The sequence below is a fragment of the Agromyces sp. NSFZ genome (assembly GCF_056156205.1).
Map to the genome: position 1 here is coordinate 2,618,011 of NZ_CM149585.1, position 19,812 is coordinate 2,637,822.

The following is a 19,812-nucleotide window of genomic DNA, read 5'->3' on the forward strand; positions in this document are numbered from 1 at the left end:
GGTGCTGACCAGTCTAAGCGGACCCGCCGGGCGGTCAGCCGTCGAAGCGCACGTCCACGATCTCGCGGCCGATGTCGAGCGAGACGACGAGGCGGGCATCGAGGTCCTCGGGCGCGAGGCCGTACTCGAACTCCGCGAACACCTCGCCGTCGCCGTCGGCATCGGGGCGCAGGTCGACGCGCACGAGGCTCAGGGAGCGCAGCGCGTCGATGTCGCGGTCGCCCGAGTCGCGCGAGATCGCCGCCTCCGCGGCATCCGCCCCCTCGCCCTCGAGTACGGCACGCAGGAATCGCGACACCGTGCTCGAGCCCGAGTCGAGCTGCGTCACGAACGCCGTGCGCAACTCGTCGTCGATGAGCTCGAGTTCGCCGACCATGACGGCCGCGGCGTCGAGCGCGGCCGAGGAGACCGTGTCGGCATCGGCGTCGAGCACGACCTCGACGTCTTGATCGCCGTACTCCTTGCGCTCCGACCAGTAGTCGCCGATGAGGCCGAAGTAGTCGTGTTCGATGGCCATTGGTCTCCCCCTATCCGACGAGCTTCTGCGCGAAGACGTGCGGCGTGAACCCCGTGAGGTCGCCGATGCCCTCGCCCTGGCCGATGAGCTTGATCGGGAGCCCGGTCTTCTCCTGCACGGCGAGCACGAAGCCGCCCTTGGCGCTGCCGTCGAGCTTCGTGAGCACGAGGCCGGTCACGCCGCCGTGCTCGATGAACGCCTCCGCCTGGGCCAGCCCGTTCTGCCCGGTCGTCGCGTCGAGCACGAGCAGCACCTCGCTGATCGGCGCCTGCTTCTCGACGACGCGCTTGACCTTGCCGAGCTCGTCCATGAGCCCGCCCTTGGTGTGCAGGCGGCCGGCCGTGTCGATGATGACGATCTCGATGCCGTCGCGCTTGGCCTGCTCGACCGTCTGGAAGGCGACGGATGCGGGGTCCTGGCCCTCGCGCTCGGGACGCACGATGTCTGCCCCGGCGCGCTCGGCCCACGTCGCCAGCTGGTCGACGGCCGCGGCGCGGAACGTGTCGGCGGCACCGACGAGCACCGTGCGGTCGTAGTTGCGCAGGAACTTCGCGAACTTGCCGATCGTCGTGGTCTTGCCGACTCCGTTGACGCCCACCACGAGCACGACGGCCGGGCGCTCGGTGAGCTTCAGCGTCGGGTCGTACTTCGCGAGGCGCTCCTCGATGTGCTCGCGCAGCATCCGCTGGACATCGCGGGGGTCGGTCGTGCGATACCGCTCCACCTGCGCCTTGATGTCGTCGACGATCTCCTCGGTGATCGCGGGGCCGAAGTCGGCGCGGATGAGGGCCGACTCGAGGTCGTCCCACGTGTCCTCGTCGATCGTCCTCGCTCCGAAGACCCCGCGGAGGGCCGCGCCGAGCGACCAGGATGCGCGTTCTGCCATGCCCACGAGCCTATTGCAAGGGGTTGTCGCCCCCGCCGGTCCACGGGACCCTCGACTCGAATGGAAGGACTCCGCATGACGATCGTGGGATTCCACGCCTCGCACGAACAACTCCCGCCCAGCCGCCTCCTGCACGCCGTCCGGCAGGCCGAGGAAGCGGGCTTCGACGCGGCCATGTGCAGCGACCACCTCGAGCCGTGGAGCGTGCGCCAGGGTCACTCCGGCTACGCGTGGAGCTGGCTCGGCGCCGCGCTCGAAGCCACCCGCTTCTCGCTGGGCGTGGTGACCGCGCCCGGGCAGCGGTACCACCCGGCCATCGCCGCGCAGAAGATCGCCACCCTCGGGGAGATGTTCCCCGGTCGGTTCTGGGCCGCGATCGGCAGCGGCGAGGCGGTGAACGAGCACGTCACCGGAGACCCCTGGCCCGAGAAGGAGGTGCGCGACGCGCGCCTCGTCGAGACCATCGACGTGATGCGTCGCCTGCTCGCGGGCGAGGAGGTCTCCGCCGACGGCCTGGTTCGCGTCGACCGGGCTCGCATCTGGAGCCTGCCGGACATGACGCCGCCGCTCCTCGCGGCCGCGGTGAGCACCGAGACCGCCGCAGAGGCCGCCGCCTGGGCCGACGGCATCATCACCATCGACCAGTCTCCCGACGTGCTCCGCCAGGTGATGGACACGTACCGGGACGCCGGCGGCCGCGGACCCATCGCCGTGCAGGTGCACCTGAGCTGGGCACCGTCCGATGACGAGGCGGTCGCGATCGCGCACGACCAGTGGCGGCAGAGCCTCGTGCCCGCGCACCTCGCCTGGGAACTCGCCAAGCCCGAGGAGTTCGACGAGCGGACGCAGGATGCCACGCCCGAGCAGGTCGCCGAGACCCTGGTCGCCTCGGCCGACACGTCACGACATCTCGACCACCTGGCGGGCATCGCCGAACTCGGCGTCGACCGCATCTACCTGCACCACGTCGGCACCGAGCAGGATGCGTTCATCCATGCGTTCGGCGAACGCGTGCTGCCCCAGCTGAAGGCGGTGCGGGCATGAAGATCACCGATCGCAGCGACCTCTGGTGGAAGAACGCCGTCGTCTACTGTCTCGACATCGAGACGTTCATGGACTGGAACGACGACGGCTACGGCGACTTCGAGGGACTCGCCCACCGACTCGACCACCTCGCCGAACTCGGCGTCACCTGCATCTGGCTGATGCCGTTCCAGCCGACGCCCGATCGGGACGATGGATACGACATCACCGACTTCTTCGGCGTCGATCCACGCCTCGGCTCGCTCGGCGACGTGGCCGAGCTCACCCGCACGGCGCGGGACCGCGGCATGCGGGTGATCATCGACTTCGTGATGAACCACACCTCCGACCGGCATCCGTGGTTCAAGTCCGCGAGGCGAAGTCGCACGGCGCCGTTCCGGGACTACTACGTGTGGGTCGACGAGCCGCCGAAGCAGCAGGCGCAGACCGTGTTCCCCGGCGAGGAGCAGAGCGTGTGGGAGCTCGACGAACGCACCGGGCAGTACTACCTGCACAGCTTCTACCGCCACCAGCCCGACCTCAACATCGCCAACCCGGCGGTGCGCGACGAGATCGCGAAGACGATCGGGTTCTGGCTGCAACTCGGCATCTCCGGCTTCCGGGTGGATGCCGTGCCGTTCCTGATCGAGCCGCCGCAGGGCGTCGACCTCGGCGACCCGCACGAGATCCTGCGCGACCTCCGCCGCTTCCTGCAGCGGCGCTCGAGCGAGGCGGTGCTGCTCGGCGAGGTGAACCTGCCGTTCGACCAGCAGCTCGACTACTTCGGGCGGCCCGGCCAGGCGCCCGAGCTCACCATGCAGTTCGACTTCCTGGGCATGCAGGCGCTCTACCTCTCACTGGCCAGGGAGGACGCCCGTCCGCTCGCCGCGTCGCTCGCGAAGCGTCCGCAGCTCGAACCCGAGGCGCAGTGGGCGAACTTCGTGCGCAACCACGACGAGCTCACCCTCGACAAGCTCTCGGAGTCCGAGCGCGATGAGGTGTTCGAGGCGTTCGCGCCGGAGGACTGGATGCGCGTCTACGGGCGCGGCATCGTGCGGCGACTTCCTCCGATGCTCGACGGGGACCCGCGTCGGGTCCGCATGGTCTACAGCCTCCTCTTCTCGCTGCCCGGAACCCCGGTGCTGTTCTACGGCGAGGAGATCGGCATGGGCGAGAACGGCGAGCAGCCGGGGCGGCAGGCCGTGCGCACCCCGATGCAGTGGACCGACGAGGCGAACGGCGGATTCTCGCGCGCCCCGCTGCGCAGGCTCACGGCCAAGCCGCCGACCGACGGCTATGCGCCCCAGCACATCAACGTCGAGGCGCAGATGCACGACCCCGACTCGCTGCTCGCGTTCATCCGCGAGCTGGCGGTGCGGTACCGCGGCTCGCCCGAGATCGGCTGGGGCGTCCCCGAGGTGCTCGAGACCGGCCAGGACGCCGTGCTGGCGCACCGCATCACGGCTGATGTCGGTCGCTTCGTCGCGGTGCACAACTTCGCCCCGAGGCCCACCGTCGTGCCGCTGGCGCTCGGCGCCGTGGCATCCGGCACCGTGCTCTCGGACCTGTTCGCGATCGACACCTTCCCGCTCGAGGAGAGCGGACGCATCGACGTGCACCTCGACGCCTACGGCTATCGGTGGTTCCGCGTCGTCGAGCCCGACGACCGGCGGCTCACCTGACGGGTGGCCGCCCACCGGGTCGCGCATGACCCACCCCCGTTCGGAATTCAGGAACGGGGCGGGCGTGCAGCTGCGGCATCCGCAGATCCTGCGATACTGCGCGGGAGCATCACGGATGCCGCGGCTGCACGCCACTTCATCGCAGCATCCGTGGCGAGGTCGCAGACGTTCCTGAATTCTGCCCAGCCAACCAGGGGGCGGGTCAGCTCGCCTTCGGCTCGCGCTCCTCGCGAACCCGCTGGCCCACGACGGCCGAAACGCCGTCCTGGCGCATCGAGACGCCGTAGAGCGCATCGGCGATCTCCATCGTGCGCTTCTGGTGCGTGATGACGATGAGCTGGCTCGACTCCCGGAGGTCCTCGAGCGTGGTGAGGAGCCGGCCCAGGTTGGCGTCGTCGAGCGCCGCCTCGACCTCGTCCATGATGTAGAACGGGCTCGGCCGCGCCTTGAAGATCGCAATGAGCAGGGCCACCGCGGCGAGCGAGCGCTCGCCGCCAGAGAGCAGCGACAGGCGCTCGATCTTCTTGCCGGCGGGCTTCACGCTCACCTCGATGCCCGTGGTGAGCATGTTGTCGGGATCCGTGAGCGAGATGCTGCCGGTGCCGCCCGGGAAGAGCACGGGGAACACCTCGCTGAACGCCTCCCGCGTGTCCTCGAAGGCTCCGCGGAAGATCGCCTCCATCTTCCCGTCGATCTCCTCGATGATGGTCAGCAGGTCCCGGCGCGTGTTCGCGAGGTCGGTGAGCTGCTCGGTGAGGAACTGGTGGCGCTGCTCGAGCGCCGCGAACTCCTCGAGTGCGAGCGGGTTCACCCGCCCGAGCTGGGCGAGCTTCCGCTCGGCGGCCTGCAGTCGGCGCTGCTGTTCGTCGCGCACGAACGGGCGCGGCTCGTCGTCCTCCCGCTCGGCGGGCACCGGCACCTCGGGCCCGTACTCGGCGATGAGCACGCCCTCGGTGAGCCCGAGCTCGGATTCGGCGCGTTCGACGAGTCCGGCCACGTGCAGCTTCTTCTCGTAGATGCGCAGCTCGAGGCCGTGCACGTCCTCGGTGACGGCGTGCAGGCGCTCGCGCACGGCGGCCTCCTGCCGGCGCACCCGCTGCAGTTCCTCGTTGCGGCTCGCCCGCTCGGCCTCGGCGCGGCCGAGGGCGACGCGGGCCTCCGCGACCGAGGCGTCGACGGACGCGAGTGCCGCGGGCAGCGACTCCGCGACGCCCGTGGCCGCCGCGAGCTGCGCCCGGCGTACCACCGCCCGGCGCGCGGCATCCGCTGCAGCCTGCTGCTCCGCCTCGAACTGGCGCTCCATGGCGCGCACGCGTGCCTCCTCGGCGCGCACGCGCTCCTTGGCCGTCTCGAGCCGGAGCCTCGCCTCGACCTCGCGCTCGCGGGCCTGCTCGAGCGCGGCGAGCGCGCCATCGCGTGCCGACGCGTCGAGCACGGGGCGTGCGACCGACTTCGCGGCGTCGAGCGCCGACTTCGCCGCCTCGGCGACCTGCTCGGCCGCGTCGACCCGCTCCTGGGCTCCGGCCGCGGCCTGCTGGAGCCGCTCGGTCTCGGCGTCGACCGCCTCGGCCTGCACACGGGCCCGGTTCAGCTGCTCGGTGCGCTGCGCGAGCCTCGCGTCGAACTCGCGAAGCGCGGCGAGCGCGGCCTTCGCCTGTTCCTTCGAATGTTCGAGGATCGTGCGCTGCTCGCCGAGCTCGAACCGGGAGCGCTCGATGCCGGCGCGCACCTCGTCGAGCCGGGCGACGGCACGGTCGCGCTCGGCGAGCAGCTCGATACGGCTCTGCTCGCGGCCTGTACCGCCGCGGATGACGTAGCGGCCGACGACCGTGCCGTCCCTCGTGATGACGGTCACCGGCCCATCGAGGCGACCGAGCGCCGATTCGGCGGCGCGGGCTGCGGCGAGGTCGTCGGCGATGAGCACCTCGGCGAGGAGCGCCAGCACACCGTCGGGCGCCGTGACCACGTCGGCCGCCGGCACGAGCCCGTCGGCGGCCGGCGGGCGCTGCGACGCCCGGCCTGGGTCGGCAACGGCGAGCGCGACGCGGCCCAGTTCGGCGTGCTCGGCGTGCTCGAGTGCCCGGAACGCGGCGGCCCGATCGTCGACGAGGACGGCGTCGGCGAGCGATCCGAGCGCGGCCGCGATCGCCGGTTCGTACCCGGGCTCGACCTGCAGCGACTCGGCGAGCAGCCCGCGCACGCCGTCGACGCGCGCCTCGACGAGGGCGGCCGAACCGTCCTTCTGATCGAGGGCGAGCGACAACGCGGCGGAGCGGGCGGCGAGCGCGCCCTGCTCCCGCTCCCCCGTGTGCAGCTCCTCCCGGATCCGCTCGATCTCGGCCTCGGCCTCGAAGACCGCGGCCTGCGCGAGTTCGTACGCCTCGTCGAGGTCGGTCTCGGCGCCGTCACCCGCCTCCGCCTCCGCCTCGGCCCTGGCGAGCTCGGTCGCGGCGGCGGCTCGCCGACCGGCAGCCGCCTCGAGCGCGTTCGCGTGCCGCAGCACCTCGCCGCGCACCGCGGCGACCTTCGAGGCGGCGCTGTCGGCCTGTCCGGCGAGCTTCGAGAGCTCGAGGTCGTACGCCGTCACGCGCGCACTCTGCACGGCGATCTCCTCGTCGATGACGTCGAGCCCCTCACGTGCGGCGCGAGTCGCGGCGACGGCGGCCTCCAAGCCGGATGCCGCGTCGGCGACGGCTCGGGTGAACGCGTCGAGCCCGCCCGTCGCCTCCTCGATCATGGTGCGGGTCACGGTCGGCGCCACGTCGCTGGGCTGCGCCTCGGCGCTGAGCAGGGCGATCCGCTGCCGGGCGAGGGCATCGAGGGCGCGCAGGCGTTCCTGGGCGGATTCGAGCGCGTGGCTCGTCGATCGTGCCGCGTCGACGTCGTCGCCCAGGTAGGTGGCCTCGAGCCGGTCGACCCGCGCCTGGTGCTGTTCGAGCTCGTCTTGCAGCACGAGGCGTTCGCTGTGGCGTTCGTGCTCGCTGCGGCCGTGCTCGTCGAGCGCGCGACGCAGGCCGACGACCTCGTCGGCGAGCAGGCGCGCCCTGGCGTCGCGCACGACGGCGGCGATGGTGGCCGCCTCGCGTGCGACCTCGGCCTGACGGCCGAGGGGCTTCAACTGGCGGCGGAGTTCGCCGGCGAGATCGGAGAGGCGGGTGAGGTTCGCCTGCATGGCGTCGAGCTTGCGGAGCGTCTTCTCCTTGCGCCGACGGTGCTTCAGGATGCCGGCGGCCTCCTCGATGAAGCCGCGGCGATCCTCGGCGCTCGCATGCAGCACCGCATCGAGCTGGCCCTGCCCGACGATCACGTGCATCTCGCGCCCGAGCCCCGAGTCGCTCAGCAGTTCCTGCACGTCGAGCAACCGGCACGTCTCGCCGTTGATGGCGTACTCGCTCGCGCCGTTGCGGAAGAGCGTGCGCGAGATGGTCACCTCGCTGTACTCGATGGGGAGTGCGCCGTCGGCATTGTCGATCGTGAGGCTCACCTCGGCGCGTCCCAGCGGACCCCGCGTGGCGGTGCCCGCGAAGATGACGTCCTCCATCTTGCCGCCGCGCAGCGTCTTCGCGCCCTGCTCCCCCATGACCCACGCGAGCGCGTCGACGACGTTGGACTTGCCCGAGCCGTTGGGGCCGACGATGCAGGTGACGCCCGGTTCGAACGCGAACGTCGTCGGCTGCGCGAAGGACTTGAATCCCTTCAGCGTCAGGCTCTTGAGGTACATGCTCCCCCGGGTTCGGCTCGATGGTGCGGATGCCTCGCAGCAGCGTACCCGAGTCGGCGTGCCGCGCCCGGCCGCGCGCGCCGTCGACGGCCCGATCCGCCCCTTGCCGGCGACGTCGCGCCGGCGTTAGTCTGGGCGGCTGCGTCGAGGACGGAGAGGGGGACGCATGAGCGTCGACATCCGTCCGATCCGTCTCCCCCGGCACGTCGGCGCACCCGGTGACGGCGAGCTGGCCGCCTACGTGGCGCTCCTGCGACGTCTCGACGAGGAGACCCTCGGCACGCCCGACCTGACCCGCAGGCCGCTGCAGGTGCTGCACGACCTGCGCCGCACCGAGTTCACGCGGTACACCGCGATCGGCGCCTTCGACGACGGCCGGCTGGTCGGCCTCGCCGAGGTGCAGTGGGAGCTCGACGAGGACGCGGTCACGGCGTACATCGAGGCGCTGGGCGTCGAACCCGACCGCCGCCGCGAGGGCATCGGCTCGAGGCTGCTCGCCGCCGCCGAGGAGGCCGCGCACGCGGCCGGACGTCCCACCACCGTGCTCTCGGCCGACCACCCGATCGAGGCCGGCGAGACGAGCGGGCCACGGCTCCGTGCGCCGCAGGGCGACGCGGACATCGCGGCCGATGCGCCGGCGGCCCGCCTCGCGCTCGCGCACGGATACGCCCTCGGCCAGCTGTACCGGGTGAGCGCCATGGACGTCGCCGGGCGGGGCGACGAGTTCCGGCGGCTGCTCGACGCCCTGCTCGAGCAGGCATCCGACGACTACCGACTCGTGGCCTGGCAGGATGCCGCCCCCGATGAGCTCCTCGATTCGCTCGCGATCGCGCACGAGCGCATGTCGACCGACCCGCCGGCGGGGGCGATCGCCTGGGGGCTCGAGCGGTGGGACGCGTCGCGCATCCGCGACGGCGAGCGCCGCGCGCGGGAGGTGGGCCGCACGCACCTGAACGTCGTCGCACTGGCCCCCGGCGGCGAGGTCGCCGGCTTCACCGAACTGTCGTTGTTGCCCGACTCTCCGGCGGTCGAGCAGTGGGACACGATCGTCGTCGCTCCGCACCGCGGGCACCGGCTGGGGATGCGGTTGAAGCTCGCCAACCTGGTCGCACTCGCCGAGGTCGATCCGTCGCGCGATCGCATCTACACGTGGAACGCCGACGAGAACGAGCACATGCTCGCGATCAACGTGGCGCTGGGCTTCCGTCCGTTCGCACTGGAGTCGACGTGGCAGCGCCTCGAGGCGACCTCGGCCGCCGCAGCGGCTGGCAGCGCGGGCACCGATGCGACGACCGGTTCATGAACGCCTCGCGCACCATGGGCGTGCCGCAGCGCGGGCACGGCAGGCCGGCTCGGCCGTAGGCGTTCAGCGAGTGCGCGAAGTAGCCCGATGCGCCGTTGACGTTGACGTACTGCGCGTCGAAGCTCGTGCCGCCCTCGGCGAGCGCCTTGCCGAGCACGTCCCGCACGGCGGCGAGGAGCTCTCGGGCACGCCGACGCGAGATGGACGCGGCGGGTTGCTCGCCGTGCAGCCGGGCCGCCCAGAGCGCTTCGTCGGCGTAGATGTTGCCGATGCCGCTCACCAGGTTCTGGTCGAGCAGCACGCGCTTCACCCCGGAGGAGCGTCGACCGAACGCGTCGAGGAAGGCGCGGTCGTCGAACGCGGGGTCGAGCGGATCACGCGCGATGTGCGCGACCTGCGTCGGGATCGACCGCGCCCACGATCCGGTGACGTCGCCCGAGAAGCCGGCCACCTCGCCGTCGTCGGTCGGCACGAGCCGGTCGACCGCGAGCGAGCCGAACGTGCGCTGGTCGACGAAGTCGACGCGCAGCTCCCCCTGCTCGGGATGCTCGAGGTGCAGGCGGATGCGGGCGTGCCGGTCGTCGCCCGGGTGGTCGGCGGTGCGCAGCAGCAGCTGCCCGCTCATGCCGAGATGGCCGACGATCGCGCGACCGTCGCCGAACGGCAGCCAGAGGAACTTGCCACGGCGGACGGCGGCCTCGAGGCGCGCACCGGTAACGAGTCGTTCGAAGTCGCCGGATGCCGCGTCGTGCCGGGTGAGCGCACGGGAGTCGAGCACCTCGACCGAGGTCACCAGCGCCCCGGTGACCGCCGGCGCGAGCCCGGCGCGGACGACCTCGACCTCTGGCAGCTCGGGCACGGTCAGTTCGAGTTGAGCCGCGACCACGCCTCGAGGGCGGCGGCCATCTCGGCCTGCTTCTTGCTCGACCCCTCGCCCGCGGCCTGCACGAGCTCGCCGACGACGACGGTGGCGACGAAGTGCTTGTTGTGGTCGGGACCCGACTCGGTGATCGTGTAGACGGGCGGCGGGGCGCCGCGTCGGGCGGCGATCTCCTGCAGGCTCGTCTTCGGGTCCATCGCGGCGCCGAAGCGGTCGGGGTCGCCGAGCAGGGGTTCGATGAGCCGCATCACGAGCCGGGTGGCGGCGTCGCCGCCCGAGTCGAGGTAGACGGCTCCGATGATCGCCTCGACGGTGTCGGCGAGGATCGACGGCTTGTCGGCGCCACCCGTCATGGTCTCGCCCCGACCGAGCCGGATGTACGGCCCGAGACCGATCGAGCGGGCGACCTCGGCGAGTGCCGCGCTCGAGACGAGGCTCGCCCGCCGCTTCGCGAGCTCGCCCTCGTCGAGGTCGGGGTGGTCGCGGAAGAGCTTGACGGTGACGGCCTGACCGAGGATCGAGTCGCCGAGGAACTCGAGGCGCTCGTTGGTCGGGATGCCGCCGTTCTCGTACGCGAACGACCGGTGCGTGAGCGCGAGCAGGAGCAGGTCGGGATCCACACCGACCCGCAGCGTGCGCTGCAGGTCGTCGAGCGTGTGCTCCGCGGCTGCCGTGTGCTCCGTTCGCGTCACGACCGGTCGATCGACTGGCGCGGGCCGACTAGACGTCGGCGACCTTGCGGCCCTTGTACTCGAGGAAGAGCGGGGTGCCCGCCGAGTCCTCGACGACCTTCGCGCGGTGCGGGAGGCTGTAGGTGACCTTGCCGTTCTCCACGGTCTTGACGAGCGTGGGGACCTCGGCCTTCCACTGCGAACGGCGTGCGTGGGTGTTCGCGCGTGACTTCTTCCGCTTGGGAACAGCCATGATCTTCTCTCAATCTCTCTGCTGGTCGGCCTCGGATGCAGCATCCGTGCCCTGGTCTTCGGAAGCCTGGAACCCCGCAAGCGCGGCCCATCGCGGGTCACGTTGCTCATGGGTGACGAGTTCCGGATGATCGGCCAGTCGGACCCCGGTCACGGGGTCGAGACCCGGGCAGTCCGGCCGGCACACCGGCTGGAACGGCAGTGACAACACCACCGCATCTCGGATGAGCGGTTCAAGATCCACGTGGTCGTCTTGAACCTCTACCTCGAAAGCTTCTCCAGAATGATACGCGAAAAGCTCTTGGAACTCGACTTGGACGGGCAGCGCGATGTCGATGAGACACCGGCCGCACTCGCCCTCTGCGACCGCGTCGATCTCGGCCGTGACGAGGATTCCCTCGTGCACGGACTCGAGTCGGAGGTCGAGATCGAGCTCCGCGCCCTCGCGCACCGCGACGAGGCCCTCGCCCATCTGCTCGCGCACGGGCACCGAGCGGCGCTCTTCGCGCATCTCGCCCGGACGGTTCACGAGGTCGCGCACGTTCACCCGGAACGGCGATTGCTGAATGGCCACGATCGACGATTCTACGCCCCGGCGGCGGGCCGGCCGCCGAGCAGTCCGCGCATGCCGTCGAGCAGCGAGTGCGGTGTGAAGACGGCGCGCGCCCGCTCGGCTCCGGTGGCATCCGCGGCGAGGGCGGTGCGTGCACAGGCGAGGTCCTCGATGAGCGAATCGGATGCCGCGTCGACGAGTGGCGGAGCGACGCGACCGTAGCGCTCGCGCTCCACCGCGTCGCGAAGGCGCATCATCGCGGCGCGCACACGTGCGTCGTCGAACTCGTCGCGCGTCGCCAACCGGGCGGCGAACTCGCGCGGGGTCTCGCCACCCGTGCCGCCGGCGCCGAGATCGAGCGCCGTCGCGGCGAGCTCGTCCCACGCGGCATCGGCTGGCCGTTCACCACGGCGGATGCGCCGGATGCGCGTGCGACGCTGCCACACACGGACCCCGGCAGGCACGAGGAGCAGCAGCGCGACACCGAGACCGACGACGCCGACGCGGAGCCACGACTGGGCGGCGTTGGCGAGCGGGTTCCCCGCCGATCCGGCGAGCCCGCGGTCGGGGTCGAGGTCGGGGCGACCGGTCGAGCCCGGGTTGGCGGGCGCGGAGCTCGCGAGCGGCGGCGCGCCCTCATCGCCCGCGCCGGGCCGCGAGTAGCCGGGCACCGTGCCTCGGCCCGGGGTCGGCTCGAACGGCACCCAGCCGACGCCCTCGAAGTAGAGCTCGGGCCACGCGTGCAGGTCGTGCGAGTCGACCTCCATGCGCAGCACGCCTTCGACCCGCTCGTCGGTGGGCGTGCCCTGCGTGTACCCGATCGAGATGCGCGACGGGATGCCCGACTCGCGCGCGAGCACCGCCATGGTGGAGGCGAAGTGCACGCAGTAGCCGGCCTTCGTCTCGAGGAACTTCGCGATGACGTCGAACCCGCCGCCGTCGTAGCCGTCTTCGACGGGCGCCTCGGTCGAGTAGTCGAACTCGGAGCCGCGCAGGAACGCCTGGATCGCGACGGCCGCGTCGTACGGCGACGGCGCGGAGGCCGTGACCGCCGCCGCGGTGTCGGTGATGATGGCGGGCATCTCCTCGGGGAGTTCGAGGAACGCCGACAGCTCGTCGTCGAGGTCGCGGTCGGCACTGCGCAGCTGCTGCGGCGTCGGTGCGACGTCGAGCCGGGTGACGCGGTAGCTCTGGCCGCCGGTGTTCGCGTCGACGCTGCGCACCGTCAGCGCGCCGTCGTCCCAGAACCAGGAGCCCTGGAGCCCTTCGATCCTCGTCGTCGGGTAGGGCACGGGGAGCCACGTCGTGCGCACCTCGTCGACCGCGACGTCGATCGGATGCTCCGAGGCCTCCACCGCGTTCGAGAGCCCGTCGGGGCGCGGCATCTGGTCCACCGTGTTGTCGCCATCGACGGCCCGCTCGGTGGGCGACCAGACCTGGCCCTCGAACCGGTCGAGTGTGAGCAGGGTGAAGTACGGACGATCGCCGTCCTGCGACAGGTAGTGGAAGGCCGGCATCGGATCGGGCCGGCGGAGGTCGCGTCCGAGGTCGATGAACGGGCTCACGCCGCGCGCGAACAGCGAGCCCTGGGTCGGGCTTCCGAGGAGGAGGCTCGTGGAGACGCTCGGCGTCGATGCGGCGAGCACGGAGGCCGCGAGCAGGCCGACCGCGGCGAGGCCGAGGGACGCGCCGAGGGTGGACACGATCGGCACGCGCTTCGGTGCGACCACCGTGGCGGCCTGGTCGCCCTCCTCCCCCGCATCGAGGCGGGCACGCCGGCGGACGCGCACGTCGACCCGCAGCAGCAGCAGGTACGCGGCGGCCGTGAGCACGAGGGTCGGGATCTCGGCGCCGGCCTCGATGATGAACCCGGGAATGAGGATCGGCACGAGCGCAGGAGCCGCGGCGAGCGCGGGCATGCGAGCCGTCTGCACGAGGATGTCCATGACGACCGCGAGCAGCCCGATGCCGAGCGCGAGCGCGAAGGTGAGCGGCGGCACGGGGATCGCCGGCACCGCCTGCTGCTGGATCGTGCGCTGCGCGCCGACGATCAGCTGGTTGAACGTCTCGAACGTGCCGCCCGTGGGCACGATGAGGGCGATGCTCGTTCCGCCGCCGAAGAACAGGGTGAGCAGGAGCAGCACGACGACGAGCTCGAGCACGGGCACGAGCGACGGCGGGGTGCGCAGGGCGCGCAGGCCGAAGCCCGCGAAGAGCGTGCCCGCCGCGACGAACGCGCAGAGCCACCACCACCCGCTCCCCGAGATGAGCGGACCGAGCGACATCGTCGCGATGACGAGCAGCAGGAACGACGCGGCCGTCAGCGCGAGGCGCTGCGCACGGGAGAGGGCGACGGGGTCAGGGCGCATGCGACGCCCCCTCGCGCGGCGGCGCGACGCCCGACCACGCGTCGCCGATGTCGGCGGGGCGGCGGACCCGCATGACGCGCCAGTCGGCCTCCTCGAGGAGGTCGAGCACCCGGCGCGAGACGGCGTCGGTCGCGAAGGCGACGGCCGGCTCGAACGACGGGCGGAGGGCGACCAGGGCGCGCGCGTCCTGCTCGTCGGGATCCACGAGCACCGCGAAGCCCGGGCAGCGTGCGTCGCGGGTGCCCGGATGCGAATCGGAGCCTCCGACGGCGCCCGCATGCCGTGATGCGCCACCCGGGTGATCGAGCCGCGCCAGGTCTTCGAGGAGCATCCGGTCGCCGCCCGGGGCGCGGTAGATGCCGCCGTACGCGGCGCCGGGGATCACGCCGCGCTCGGGGTCGGCGACCTGCGTGCAGCGCACCCGGAACCCCTGCTCGAGCAGGTGCACGCCGATGGAGGCCGCGATCTCGATGCCGAGCTCGAACCCGAAGTGCGCCCGCTCGTCGTCGTCGCGACGGGCCGACGAGGCCTGTGGGCGACCCGACAGCGTCGTGTCGAGGAGGATCCGGGCCTCGGGGTCGCCGCGCTGCTCCTCCTCGCGCACCATGAGCTCGCCACGCCGTGCCGTCGCCGCCCAGTTCACGCGTCGCAGCGGGTCGCCGTACCGGTACTCGCGGGCGATGAGCTCGTCGGAGTTCGGATGCAGACGCCGCCGGAGCCCGTGCACCACGCCGTCGATCGACGCAGCGCTGCCGAGGGCGGTGTCGAGCGGGGTGATCCTCGGCGTGACCACGACCTCGTGCGCCGATCCGACCTCGCGGTCGATGCGGGCGAGGCCGAACGGGTCGGCCACGCCGATGCGAAGCGGTCCGATGGGGAACACGCCGCGCCGGGGCATCCGGAGCCGGTACTCGAGCCGCACCGTGTCGTCGCCGGAGGGGAGGACGCCCTCGTAGGGGCCGATCGCGGGGAGGATGGCCTCGGCCGGGCCCATCAGCCCGTCGGGCACGGTGTCGCGCCAGTGCGCGCCGTCGAACGTGCGACGCCCCCGGTTCTTCACGACGATGCCGACACGCGTCCACGCGCCTGCCGCGACCACCGCGGGCGCGAACGCGCGGGTCACGGCGAGCTTCGGGGCGCGCACGAGCACGAAGACCCCTGCCGCGACCGGCATCGCGATGCCCACGAAGGCGAGCAGGAGGATGTCGCGCAGGTCGAACCACAGGGAGACGGCGAGCAGCAGCACGCCCACGATCATGAGCGAGCCCCCACGCCGGGTCAGTCGCGGCCAGGCCGTGACGCGAACGGGGCGCGGGCGGAACATGGTCAGAACCTTCGAGCGCTGCCGACCGGAACCGGCGTCTCGCCGACGATGCGACGCACGATGGCGTCGATGAGTGGTCCGCTGTCGCGGTCATGGGCGCCCACGGCGCGGCTGGTGGGCACCAGCCGGTGCGCCAGCACGGGCACGGCGAGCGCGTCGACGTCGTCGGGCAGGACGAAGTCGCGACCGTGCATGGCCGCGTGCGCCTTCGCCGCGCGGATGAGCTGCAGCGTCGCGCGCGGGCTCGCCCCCAGCCGCAACTGTCGGTCGTCGCGGGTCGCTCGCGCCAGCTCGACCGCGTACTCCTTCACCGGCTGCGAGGTGAACACGTGGTGCACGGCGGCGATCATGCCGCGCAGCTCGGCCAGCGTCACGACGGTGGCGAGGTCATCGAGCGGGCTCGAGGTCTCGCGCGTGGAGAGCATGTCGAGTTCGTCGGCGGGCGACGGATAGCCCATCGAGATGCGCGCCATGAACCGGTCGCGCTGGGCCTCGGGCAACGGGTACGTGCCCTCCATCTCGACGGGGTTCTGCGTCGCGACCACCGTGAACGGCTGATCGAGCACGTAGGTGGTGCCGTCGGCGGTGACCTGACGCTCCTCCATGCACTCGAGCAGCGCCGACTGGGTCTTGGGGCTCGCCCGGTTGATCTCGTCGCCGATCACGATGTTCGCGAACACCGGTCCGCGCTTGAACTCGAACCGGCGGATCGCCTGGTCGAAGACGGAGACGCCGGTGACGTCGCTCGGCAGCAGGTCGGGCGTGAACTGGATGCGACTCACGCTGCAGTCGACCGACCGGGCGAGCGCCTTGGCGAGCATGGTCTTGCCGACGCCCGGCACGTCTTCGATGAGCAGGTGCCCCTCGGCGAGCAGCACGGTGAGTGCCGCCGTGACGGCGTCGCGCTTGCCGGCGATGACGGTCTCGACGTTCTGCACGATGGCGGCGGCACGGGAACCCACCTCGTCGATGCCCATCTGGCCGACTGGTGCGTCGTGGCCGCCCGCGTCGCCGACCGTGACCGCTGCCTCGCTCATGGGGTCATCGCCGCCTGGAGGAACTCGGACACCACCTGCGGGACGTACGGCGAGACGTCGCCGCCGAGGGCGGAGACCTGTCTCACGAGCGAACTCGACACGTGCGCGTTGGCGGGGTCGGTGAGCATGAACACCGTCTCGACGCCGGCGAGGTGCCGGTTCACGATGGCCATGGGCGTCTCGTAGGCGACATCGACCTGCGAGCGGATGCCCTTCACGAGCACCGAGGCGCCGACGTCGGTGCAGTAGTCGACGAGGAGACCCATGCTCCACGACGCGACGACGATGCGGCCCTGGATGCCCGCGTCGACGATCGACCGCTCGATGAGCGACACGCGCTCGGCGATGGGGAGCAGCGCCGACTTGTCGGGGTTGTGCACGACGACGACGTGCACCTCGTCGTAGAGCCCCGCCGCCCTGCCGATGACATCGAGATGGCCGAGCGTGACGGGGTCGAACGAGCCTGGGACGACGGCGATCCGCTGCATATCCTCCAGCGTAGTGCCCGTGCAGGGCACCGGGAGTACTGCCCGAGAGTCTCAGCCCTTGCTCAGGAATCCGCTCGTTTCCGCGTCGACACGCCGCCGGACCTCCCCGGCGAGCGCCGGGTGCCGCGCGAGCGCCGGATCGGCCTCCAGCACCCCGGCGGCGAGCTCCCTGGCGTCGGCGATGAGGTCGCCGTCGCGTGCCACCCGCAGGAGCTTGAGCGACGATCGGCCGCCGGACTGCGTCGCCCCGAGCACGTCGCCCTCCTGCCGCAGCTCGAGGTCGACGCGGGCCAGCTCGAACCCGTCGAGCGTTGCGGCGACGGCCTCGACGCGCTGCAGTGCGACGGACCCCTGCTCGGCCGCGGTCACGAGCAGGCAGAGCCCCGGAACCGAGCCGCGGCCCACGCGTCCGCGCAGCTGGTGCAGCTGCGACACGCCGAACCGGTCGGCGTCGGCGACCACCATGACGCTCGCGTTCGGCACGTCGACGCCCACCTCGATCACCGTGGTGGCGACGAGCACGTCGAGTTCGCCCGCCGCGAAGGCGCGCATCACGGCGTCCTTCTCCTCGGAGCCCATACGACCGTGCAGGGGTGCGACGCGCTTGCCCGAGAACCGGGGGTGCGCCTCGAGTTCGGCGAGGATCGCGGTGACGGATGCCGCGGGCCCGGTGCTCCTGCCGTCGGCCGCCTCGGGCTCCAGCGCGTCGGGGTCGTCCTCTACGACGCGCGCGTCGATGGCGGGGCAGACGACGAAGCCCTGGCGACCCTGCTCGACCTCCTCGGCCAGCCGCTCCCACACCCGGGCGCGCCAGGCGGGGCGCTCGGCGAGGGGCACGACGAACGACTCGATGCCCGCTCGCCCGGCGGGCAGCTCGCGGATCGTCGACACGTCGAGGTCGCCGAACACGGTCATGGCGACGGTGCGCGGGATCGGTGTCGCGGTGAGCACGAGGACGTGCGGCGGGTGCTGACCCTTGAGCCGGAGCGCCTCGCGCTGGTCGACGCCGAACCGGTGCTGCTCGTCGACCACGACGAGCCCGAGGTCGGCGAACGAGACGGTCTCGCCGATGAGCACGTGCGTGCCCACGACGATGCGCGCCTGCCCGGCGGCGGCGCGCAGCAGCGCCTTGCGGCGTTCGGCGGCGGGCAGCTGCCCCGTGATGAGGGTCGGCACGAGCGCGGCCGAGAGCTCGGGGCCGAGCATGCGTGCGATCGAGCGCAGGTGCTGCGCCGCGAGCACCTCGGTGGGCGCGAGGAGCGCGGACTGCCCGCCGGAGTCGGCGACCGCCAGCATCGCCCGCAGCGCGACGACGGTCTTGCCGGACCCGACCTCGCCCTGCACGAGCCGGTTCATGGGCACCGGATGCTCCAGGTCGGAGGCGATCTCGGCACCGACGGCGCGCTGGTCGACGGTCAGGGAGAACGGCAGCGACGCATCGAACCGCTCGAGGAGGCCCCCGGGCGACGGATGCCGCGCCGTCGTCGTGTGCGCCCGGAGCTCGACCCGGCGTTGGAGGAGCGCCGTCTGGAGCACGAACGCCTCGGTGAAGCGCAGGGTGCGCCGAGCCGCCTTCCAGTCGGCCTCCACCTCGGGCCGGTGGATGGCCTCGAGGGCCGCTCGGTGGTCGAGGAGGCCCTTGGCTGCCCGCACCTCGGCGGGCAGTGGGTCGTCGACCGGGCCGAGGCCGTCGAGGACCAGCGTGACCGATTTCTGCAGGTCCCAGCTCGAGAGCGCGCTCGTCGCGGGGTAGATCGGGATCGGCGCCTCGGCCCAGCGCTTCACGGCCGGGTCATCCGTCGAGAGCGCCACCTCGTCGTCGAAGAGCTGATAGGCCGGATGCGCGAGCTGCCGGTTGCCCTTGTAGTCGCCGACCTTGCCCGAGAACACGCCGCGTCGGCCCGGCCGCAGCTCGTTCTCGCGCCATTTCTGGTTGAAGAACGTCAGGGTGAGGATGCCGGTGCCGTCGGAGATCTTGGCCTCCACGATCGAGCCCCTGCGCTGCCGCATGTCCCGAACACGCACCTCGAGCACCTCGGCCACGATGGTGACGTGCTCGTCGAGCGGCAGGCTCGCGAGGGCCGTGAGCTCACCGCGCATCGCGTACCGCCGCGGATAGTGCGAGAGGAACTCGCCGACCGTGCGATGGCCGAACGCGCGCTCGACGGCCTGCGCCGTGCGCCCGCCGAGCGGCACCGAGAGGCGCGTGTCGAGCGTGTACCGGCCGGCGCCCGGGGCATCCGCTCCTTGGGCACTCATGCCTCGATCGTAGGCTCCGCCTCCGTCAGGGCGGCGAGCTCGGCCTGCACGTAGGGGTCGTCGGGCCGGGCCCGCGCGAGTTCGCGCTGCAGTTCGAGGGCCTCATCGCGCCGGTCGAGCGTGCGCAGTGCCCGGCCGACCGACCAGCGCGCGACGTGCTGCTGCTCGGCCGTGCCGTAGCGATCGGCCGCCTCGACGGCCTTCTCGAAGTGGTGCAGCGCGGCGACGGCGTCTCCGGCGTCGTGCTTCGTCCAGCCGAGGTTGTTGTGCAGGGCCACGCCCCAGCGCAGCACCCGCGGGTCACGGGAGCCGGCGAGCACGTCGAAGCCCTCGGCGGCCCATTCCTCCTCGTGACCGGCATCGTTGAGGGCGAGCATGTGCAGGGCGTCGAGCACGAGGAAGGGCGAGCCTGCGAGCGCCGCCTCGCGCACCCCACGGGTGAGCACGGGGATCGCCTCGGCACGACGCTCCCGATCGGCGGCGAGGATGCGCCCGCGCTCGATCGCGACCCGGGCGCGCACCTCGGCGGCGTCGCGTTCGGTGTCGTCGGCGGGGGTCGCGGCGGCCGCGACCTGGTCGAGCACGTCGAGCGCCTCGGCGGCCCGGCCCTGGATGCCGATGGCACGCGCCAGCTGGGTCGTCATCACGGCACGGACGTGCGAGGTGTGCGTGTCGTCGTCGGCGGCTTCGCGGAACCGCTCCTCGCTCGCCGCGGGATCGCTGAAATCCCACAGGCGGTCGATCATCTGCTGTTCGTCACCCCGGTGACGGGACGGTTCGGCGGGCACCTGGTCGGTCGAGTCATCCACCCCTCCATCATTGCAGCGGATGCGACCGCGCCGCGCGG

The 19,812-nt window shown here is 72.1% G+C and carries 16 protein-coding genes; 3 read left to right on the forward strand and 13 right to left on the reverse strand.

The annotated features are described in order from the left end of the window. Positions 1 to 34: 34 nt before the first annotated feature. Positions 35 to 517, reverse strand: coding sequence for a DUF2004 domain-containing protein (locus ACVFI9_RS12305; RefSeq protein WP_474762508.1), 483 nt, complete (start codon positions 515 to 517; stop codon positions 35 to 37). Positions 518 to 527: 10 nt separating this feature from the next. Next, positions 528 to 1,403 (reverse strand): signal recognition particle-docking protein FtsY, encoded by an 876-nt coding sequence (gene ftsY, locus ACVFI9_RS12310; RefSeq protein WP_474762509.1) that lies wholly within the window; start codon positions 1,401 to 1,403, stop codon positions 528 to 530. A 75-nt stretch (positions 1,404 to 1,478) separates the two neighbouring features. Here ftsY and ACVFI9_RS12315 point away from each other — a divergent pair, with 75 nt between their 5' ends. Together ACVFI9_RS12315 and ACVFI9_RS12320 are read left to right on the forward strand one after the other, a co-directional pair. Then, positions 1,479 to 2,447 carry a TIGR03885 family FMN-dependent LLM class oxidoreductase gene (locus tag ACVFI9_RS12315; protein WP_474762510.1) on the forward strand — a complete coding sequence of 323 codons (969 nt, stop codon included), beginning with the start codon at positions 1,479 to 1,481 and terminating at the stop codon, positions 2,445 to 2,447. Further along, positions 2,444 to 4,108 carry an alpha-amylase family protein gene (locus ACVFI9_RS12320; protein ID WP_474762511.1) on the forward strand — a complete coding sequence of 555 codons (1,665 nt, stop codon included), beginning with the start codon at positions 2,444 to 2,446 and terminating at the stop codon, positions 4,106 to 4,108. The genes ACVFI9_RS12315 and ACVFI9_RS12320 overlap by 4 nt, the downstream gene beginning before the upstream one ends. Positions 4,109 to 4,310: 202 nt before the next feature. Here ACVFI9_RS12320 and smc read toward each other — a convergent pair whose 3' ends face one another. Next, on the reverse strand, positions 4,311 to 7,829 hold the full coding sequence (gene smc, locus ACVFI9_RS12325) for a chromosome segregation protein SMC (protein WP_474762512.1): 3,519 nt from the start codon (positions 7,827 to 7,829) through the stop codon (positions 4,311 to 4,313). A gap of 166 nt (positions 7,830 to 7,995) precedes the next feature. On the opposite strand from smc, the gene ACVFI9_RS12330 reads away from it, so the two are divergent. Then, the gene (locus ACVFI9_RS12330) at positions 7,996 to 9,132 is read left to right on the forward strand and encodes a GNAT family N-acetyltransferase (protein ID WP_474762513.1); all 1,137 of its coding nucleotides are present in this window, start codon (positions 7,996 to 7,998) and stop codon (positions 9,130 to 9,132) included. On the opposite strand, the gene mutM is transcribed toward ACVFI9_RS12330, so the two are convergent. The 10 genes from mutM to ACVFI9_RS12380 are packed head-to-tail and all read right to left on the reverse strand — an operon-like array spanning position 9,014 to position 19,774. After that, positions 9,014 to 9,991 carry a bifunctional DNA-formamidopyrimidine glycosylase/DNA-(apurinic or apyrimidinic site) lyase gene (gene mutM, locus ACVFI9_RS12335; protein WP_474766249.1) on the reverse strand — a complete coding sequence of 326 codons (978 nt, stop codon included), beginning with the start codon at positions 9,989 to 9,991 and terminating at the stop codon, positions 9,014 to 9,016. The genes ACVFI9_RS12330 and mutM overlap by 119 nt on opposite strands. 2 nt (positions 9,992 to 9,993) lie before the next feature. Further along, positions 9,994 to 10,704, reverse strand: coding sequence for a ribonuclease III (gene rnc / locus ACVFI9_RS12340; protein WP_474762514.1), 711 nt, complete (start codon positions 10,702 to 10,704; stop codon positions 9,994 to 9,996). Between the two features lie 28 nt (positions 10,705 to 10,732). After that, positions 10,733 to 10,936, reverse strand: a complete 204-nt coding sequence (rpmF, locus tag ACVFI9_RS12345; RefSeq protein WP_022887809.1) for a 50S ribosomal protein L32 — start codon at positions 10,934 to 10,936, stop codon at positions 10,733 to 10,735. A gap of 9 nt (positions 10,937 to 10,945) precedes the next feature. Then, the gene (locus tag ACVFI9_RS12350; protein WP_474762515.1) at positions 10,946 to 11,509 is read right to left on the reverse strand and encodes a YceD family protein; all 564 of its coding nucleotides are present in this window, start codon (positions 11,507 to 11,509) and stop codon (positions 10,946 to 10,948) included. A gap of 11 nt (positions 11,510 to 11,520) precedes the next feature. Then, a complete protein-coding gene (locus ACVFI9_RS12355) occupies positions 11,521 to 13,857 on the reverse strand; it encodes a transglutaminase TgpA family protein (RefSeq protein ID WP_474762516.1) in 2,337 nt (778 codons plus the stop codon). Then, positions 13,847 to 15,181: a DUF58 domain-containing protein gene (locus tag ACVFI9_RS12360; protein WP_474762517.1), complete on the reverse strand. Its 1,335-nt coding sequence runs from the start codon at positions 15,179 to 15,181 to the stop codon at positions 13,847 to 13,849. Before ACVFI9_RS12360 ends, ACVFI9_RS12355 begins: the two co-directional genes overlap by 11 nt. 2 nt (positions 15,182 to 15,183) lie before the next feature. After that, a complete protein-coding gene (locus ACVFI9_RS12365) occupies positions 15,184 to 16,218 on the reverse strand; it encodes an AAA family ATPase (protein ID WP_474762518.1) in 1,035 nt (344 codons plus the stop codon). Then, positions 16,215 to 16,706, reverse strand: coding sequence for a pantetheine-phosphate adenylyltransferase (coaD, locus tag ACVFI9_RS12370; RefSeq protein WP_474762519.1), 492 nt, complete (start codon positions 16,704 to 16,706; stop codon positions 16,215 to 16,217). The genes ACVFI9_RS12365 and coaD overlap by 4 nt, the downstream gene beginning before the upstream one ends. Positions 16,707 to 16,757: 51 nt before the next feature. Then, a complete protein-coding gene (locus ACVFI9_RS12375; protein WP_474762520.1) occupies positions 16,758 to 18,965 on the reverse strand; it encodes an ATP-dependent DNA helicase RecG in 2,208 nt (735 codons plus the stop codon). After that, on the reverse strand, positions 18,962 to 19,774 hold the full coding sequence (locus ACVFI9_RS12380; protein WP_474762521.1) for a hypothetical protein: 813 nt from the start codon (positions 19,772 to 19,774) through the stop codon (positions 18,962 to 18,964). Before ACVFI9_RS12380 ends, ACVFI9_RS12375 begins: the two co-directional genes overlap by 4 nt. Positions 19,775 to 19,812: the final 38 nt, after the last annotated feature.

Excerpts from the sequence above, each read along its gene's own strand:
- ACVFI9_RS12305 (WP_474762508.1), bottom strand. The coding sequence starts at position 517 with ATGGCCATCGAACACGACTACTTCGGCCTCATCGGCGACTACTGGTCG.
- ftsY (WP_474762509.1), bottom strand. The coding sequence starts at position 1,403 with ATGGCAGAACGCGCATCCTGGTCGCTCGGCGCGGCCCTCCGCGGGGTC.
- ACVFI9_RS12315 (WP_474762510.1), top strand. The coding sequence starts at position 1,479 with ATGACGATCGTGGGATTCCACGCCTCGCACGAACAACTCCCGCCCAGC.
- ACVFI9_RS12320 (WP_474762511.1), top strand. The coding sequence starts at position 2,444 with ATGAAGATCACCGATCGCAGCGACCTCTGGTGGAAGAACGCCGTCGTC.
- smc (WP_474762512.1), bottom strand. The coding sequence starts at position 7,829 with ATGTACCTCAAGAGCCTGACGCTGAAGGGATTCAAGTCCTTCGCGCAG.
- ACVFI9_RS12330 (WP_474762513.1), top strand. The coding sequence starts at position 7,996 with ATGAGCGTCGACATCCGTCCGATCCGTCTCCCCCGGCACGTCGGCGCA.
- rpmF (WP_022887809.1), bottom strand. The coding sequence starts at position 10,936 with ATGGCTGTTCCCAAGCGGAAGAAGTCACGCGCGAACACCCACGCACGC.
- ACVFI9_RS12355 (WP_474762516.1), bottom strand. The coding sequence starts at position 13,857 with ATGCGCCCTGACCCCGTCGCCCTCTCCCGTGCGCAGCGCCTCGCGCTG.
- ACVFI9_RS12360 (WP_474762517.1), bottom strand. The coding sequence starts at position 15,181 with ATGTTCCGCCCGCGCCCCGTTCGCGTCACGGCCTGGCCGCGACTGACC.
- ACVFI9_RS12365 (WP_474762518.1), bottom strand. The coding sequence starts at position 16,218 with ATGAGCGAGGCAGCGGTCACGGTCGGCGACGCGGGCGGCCACGACGCA.
- coaD (WP_474762519.1), bottom strand. The coding sequence starts at position 16,706 with ATGCAGCGGATCGCCGTCGTCCCAGGCTCGTTCGACCCCGTCACGCTC.
- ACVFI9_RS12375 (WP_474762520.1), bottom strand. The coding sequence starts at position 18,965 with ATGAGTGCCCAAGGAGCGGATGCCCCGGGCGCCGGCCGGTACACGCTC.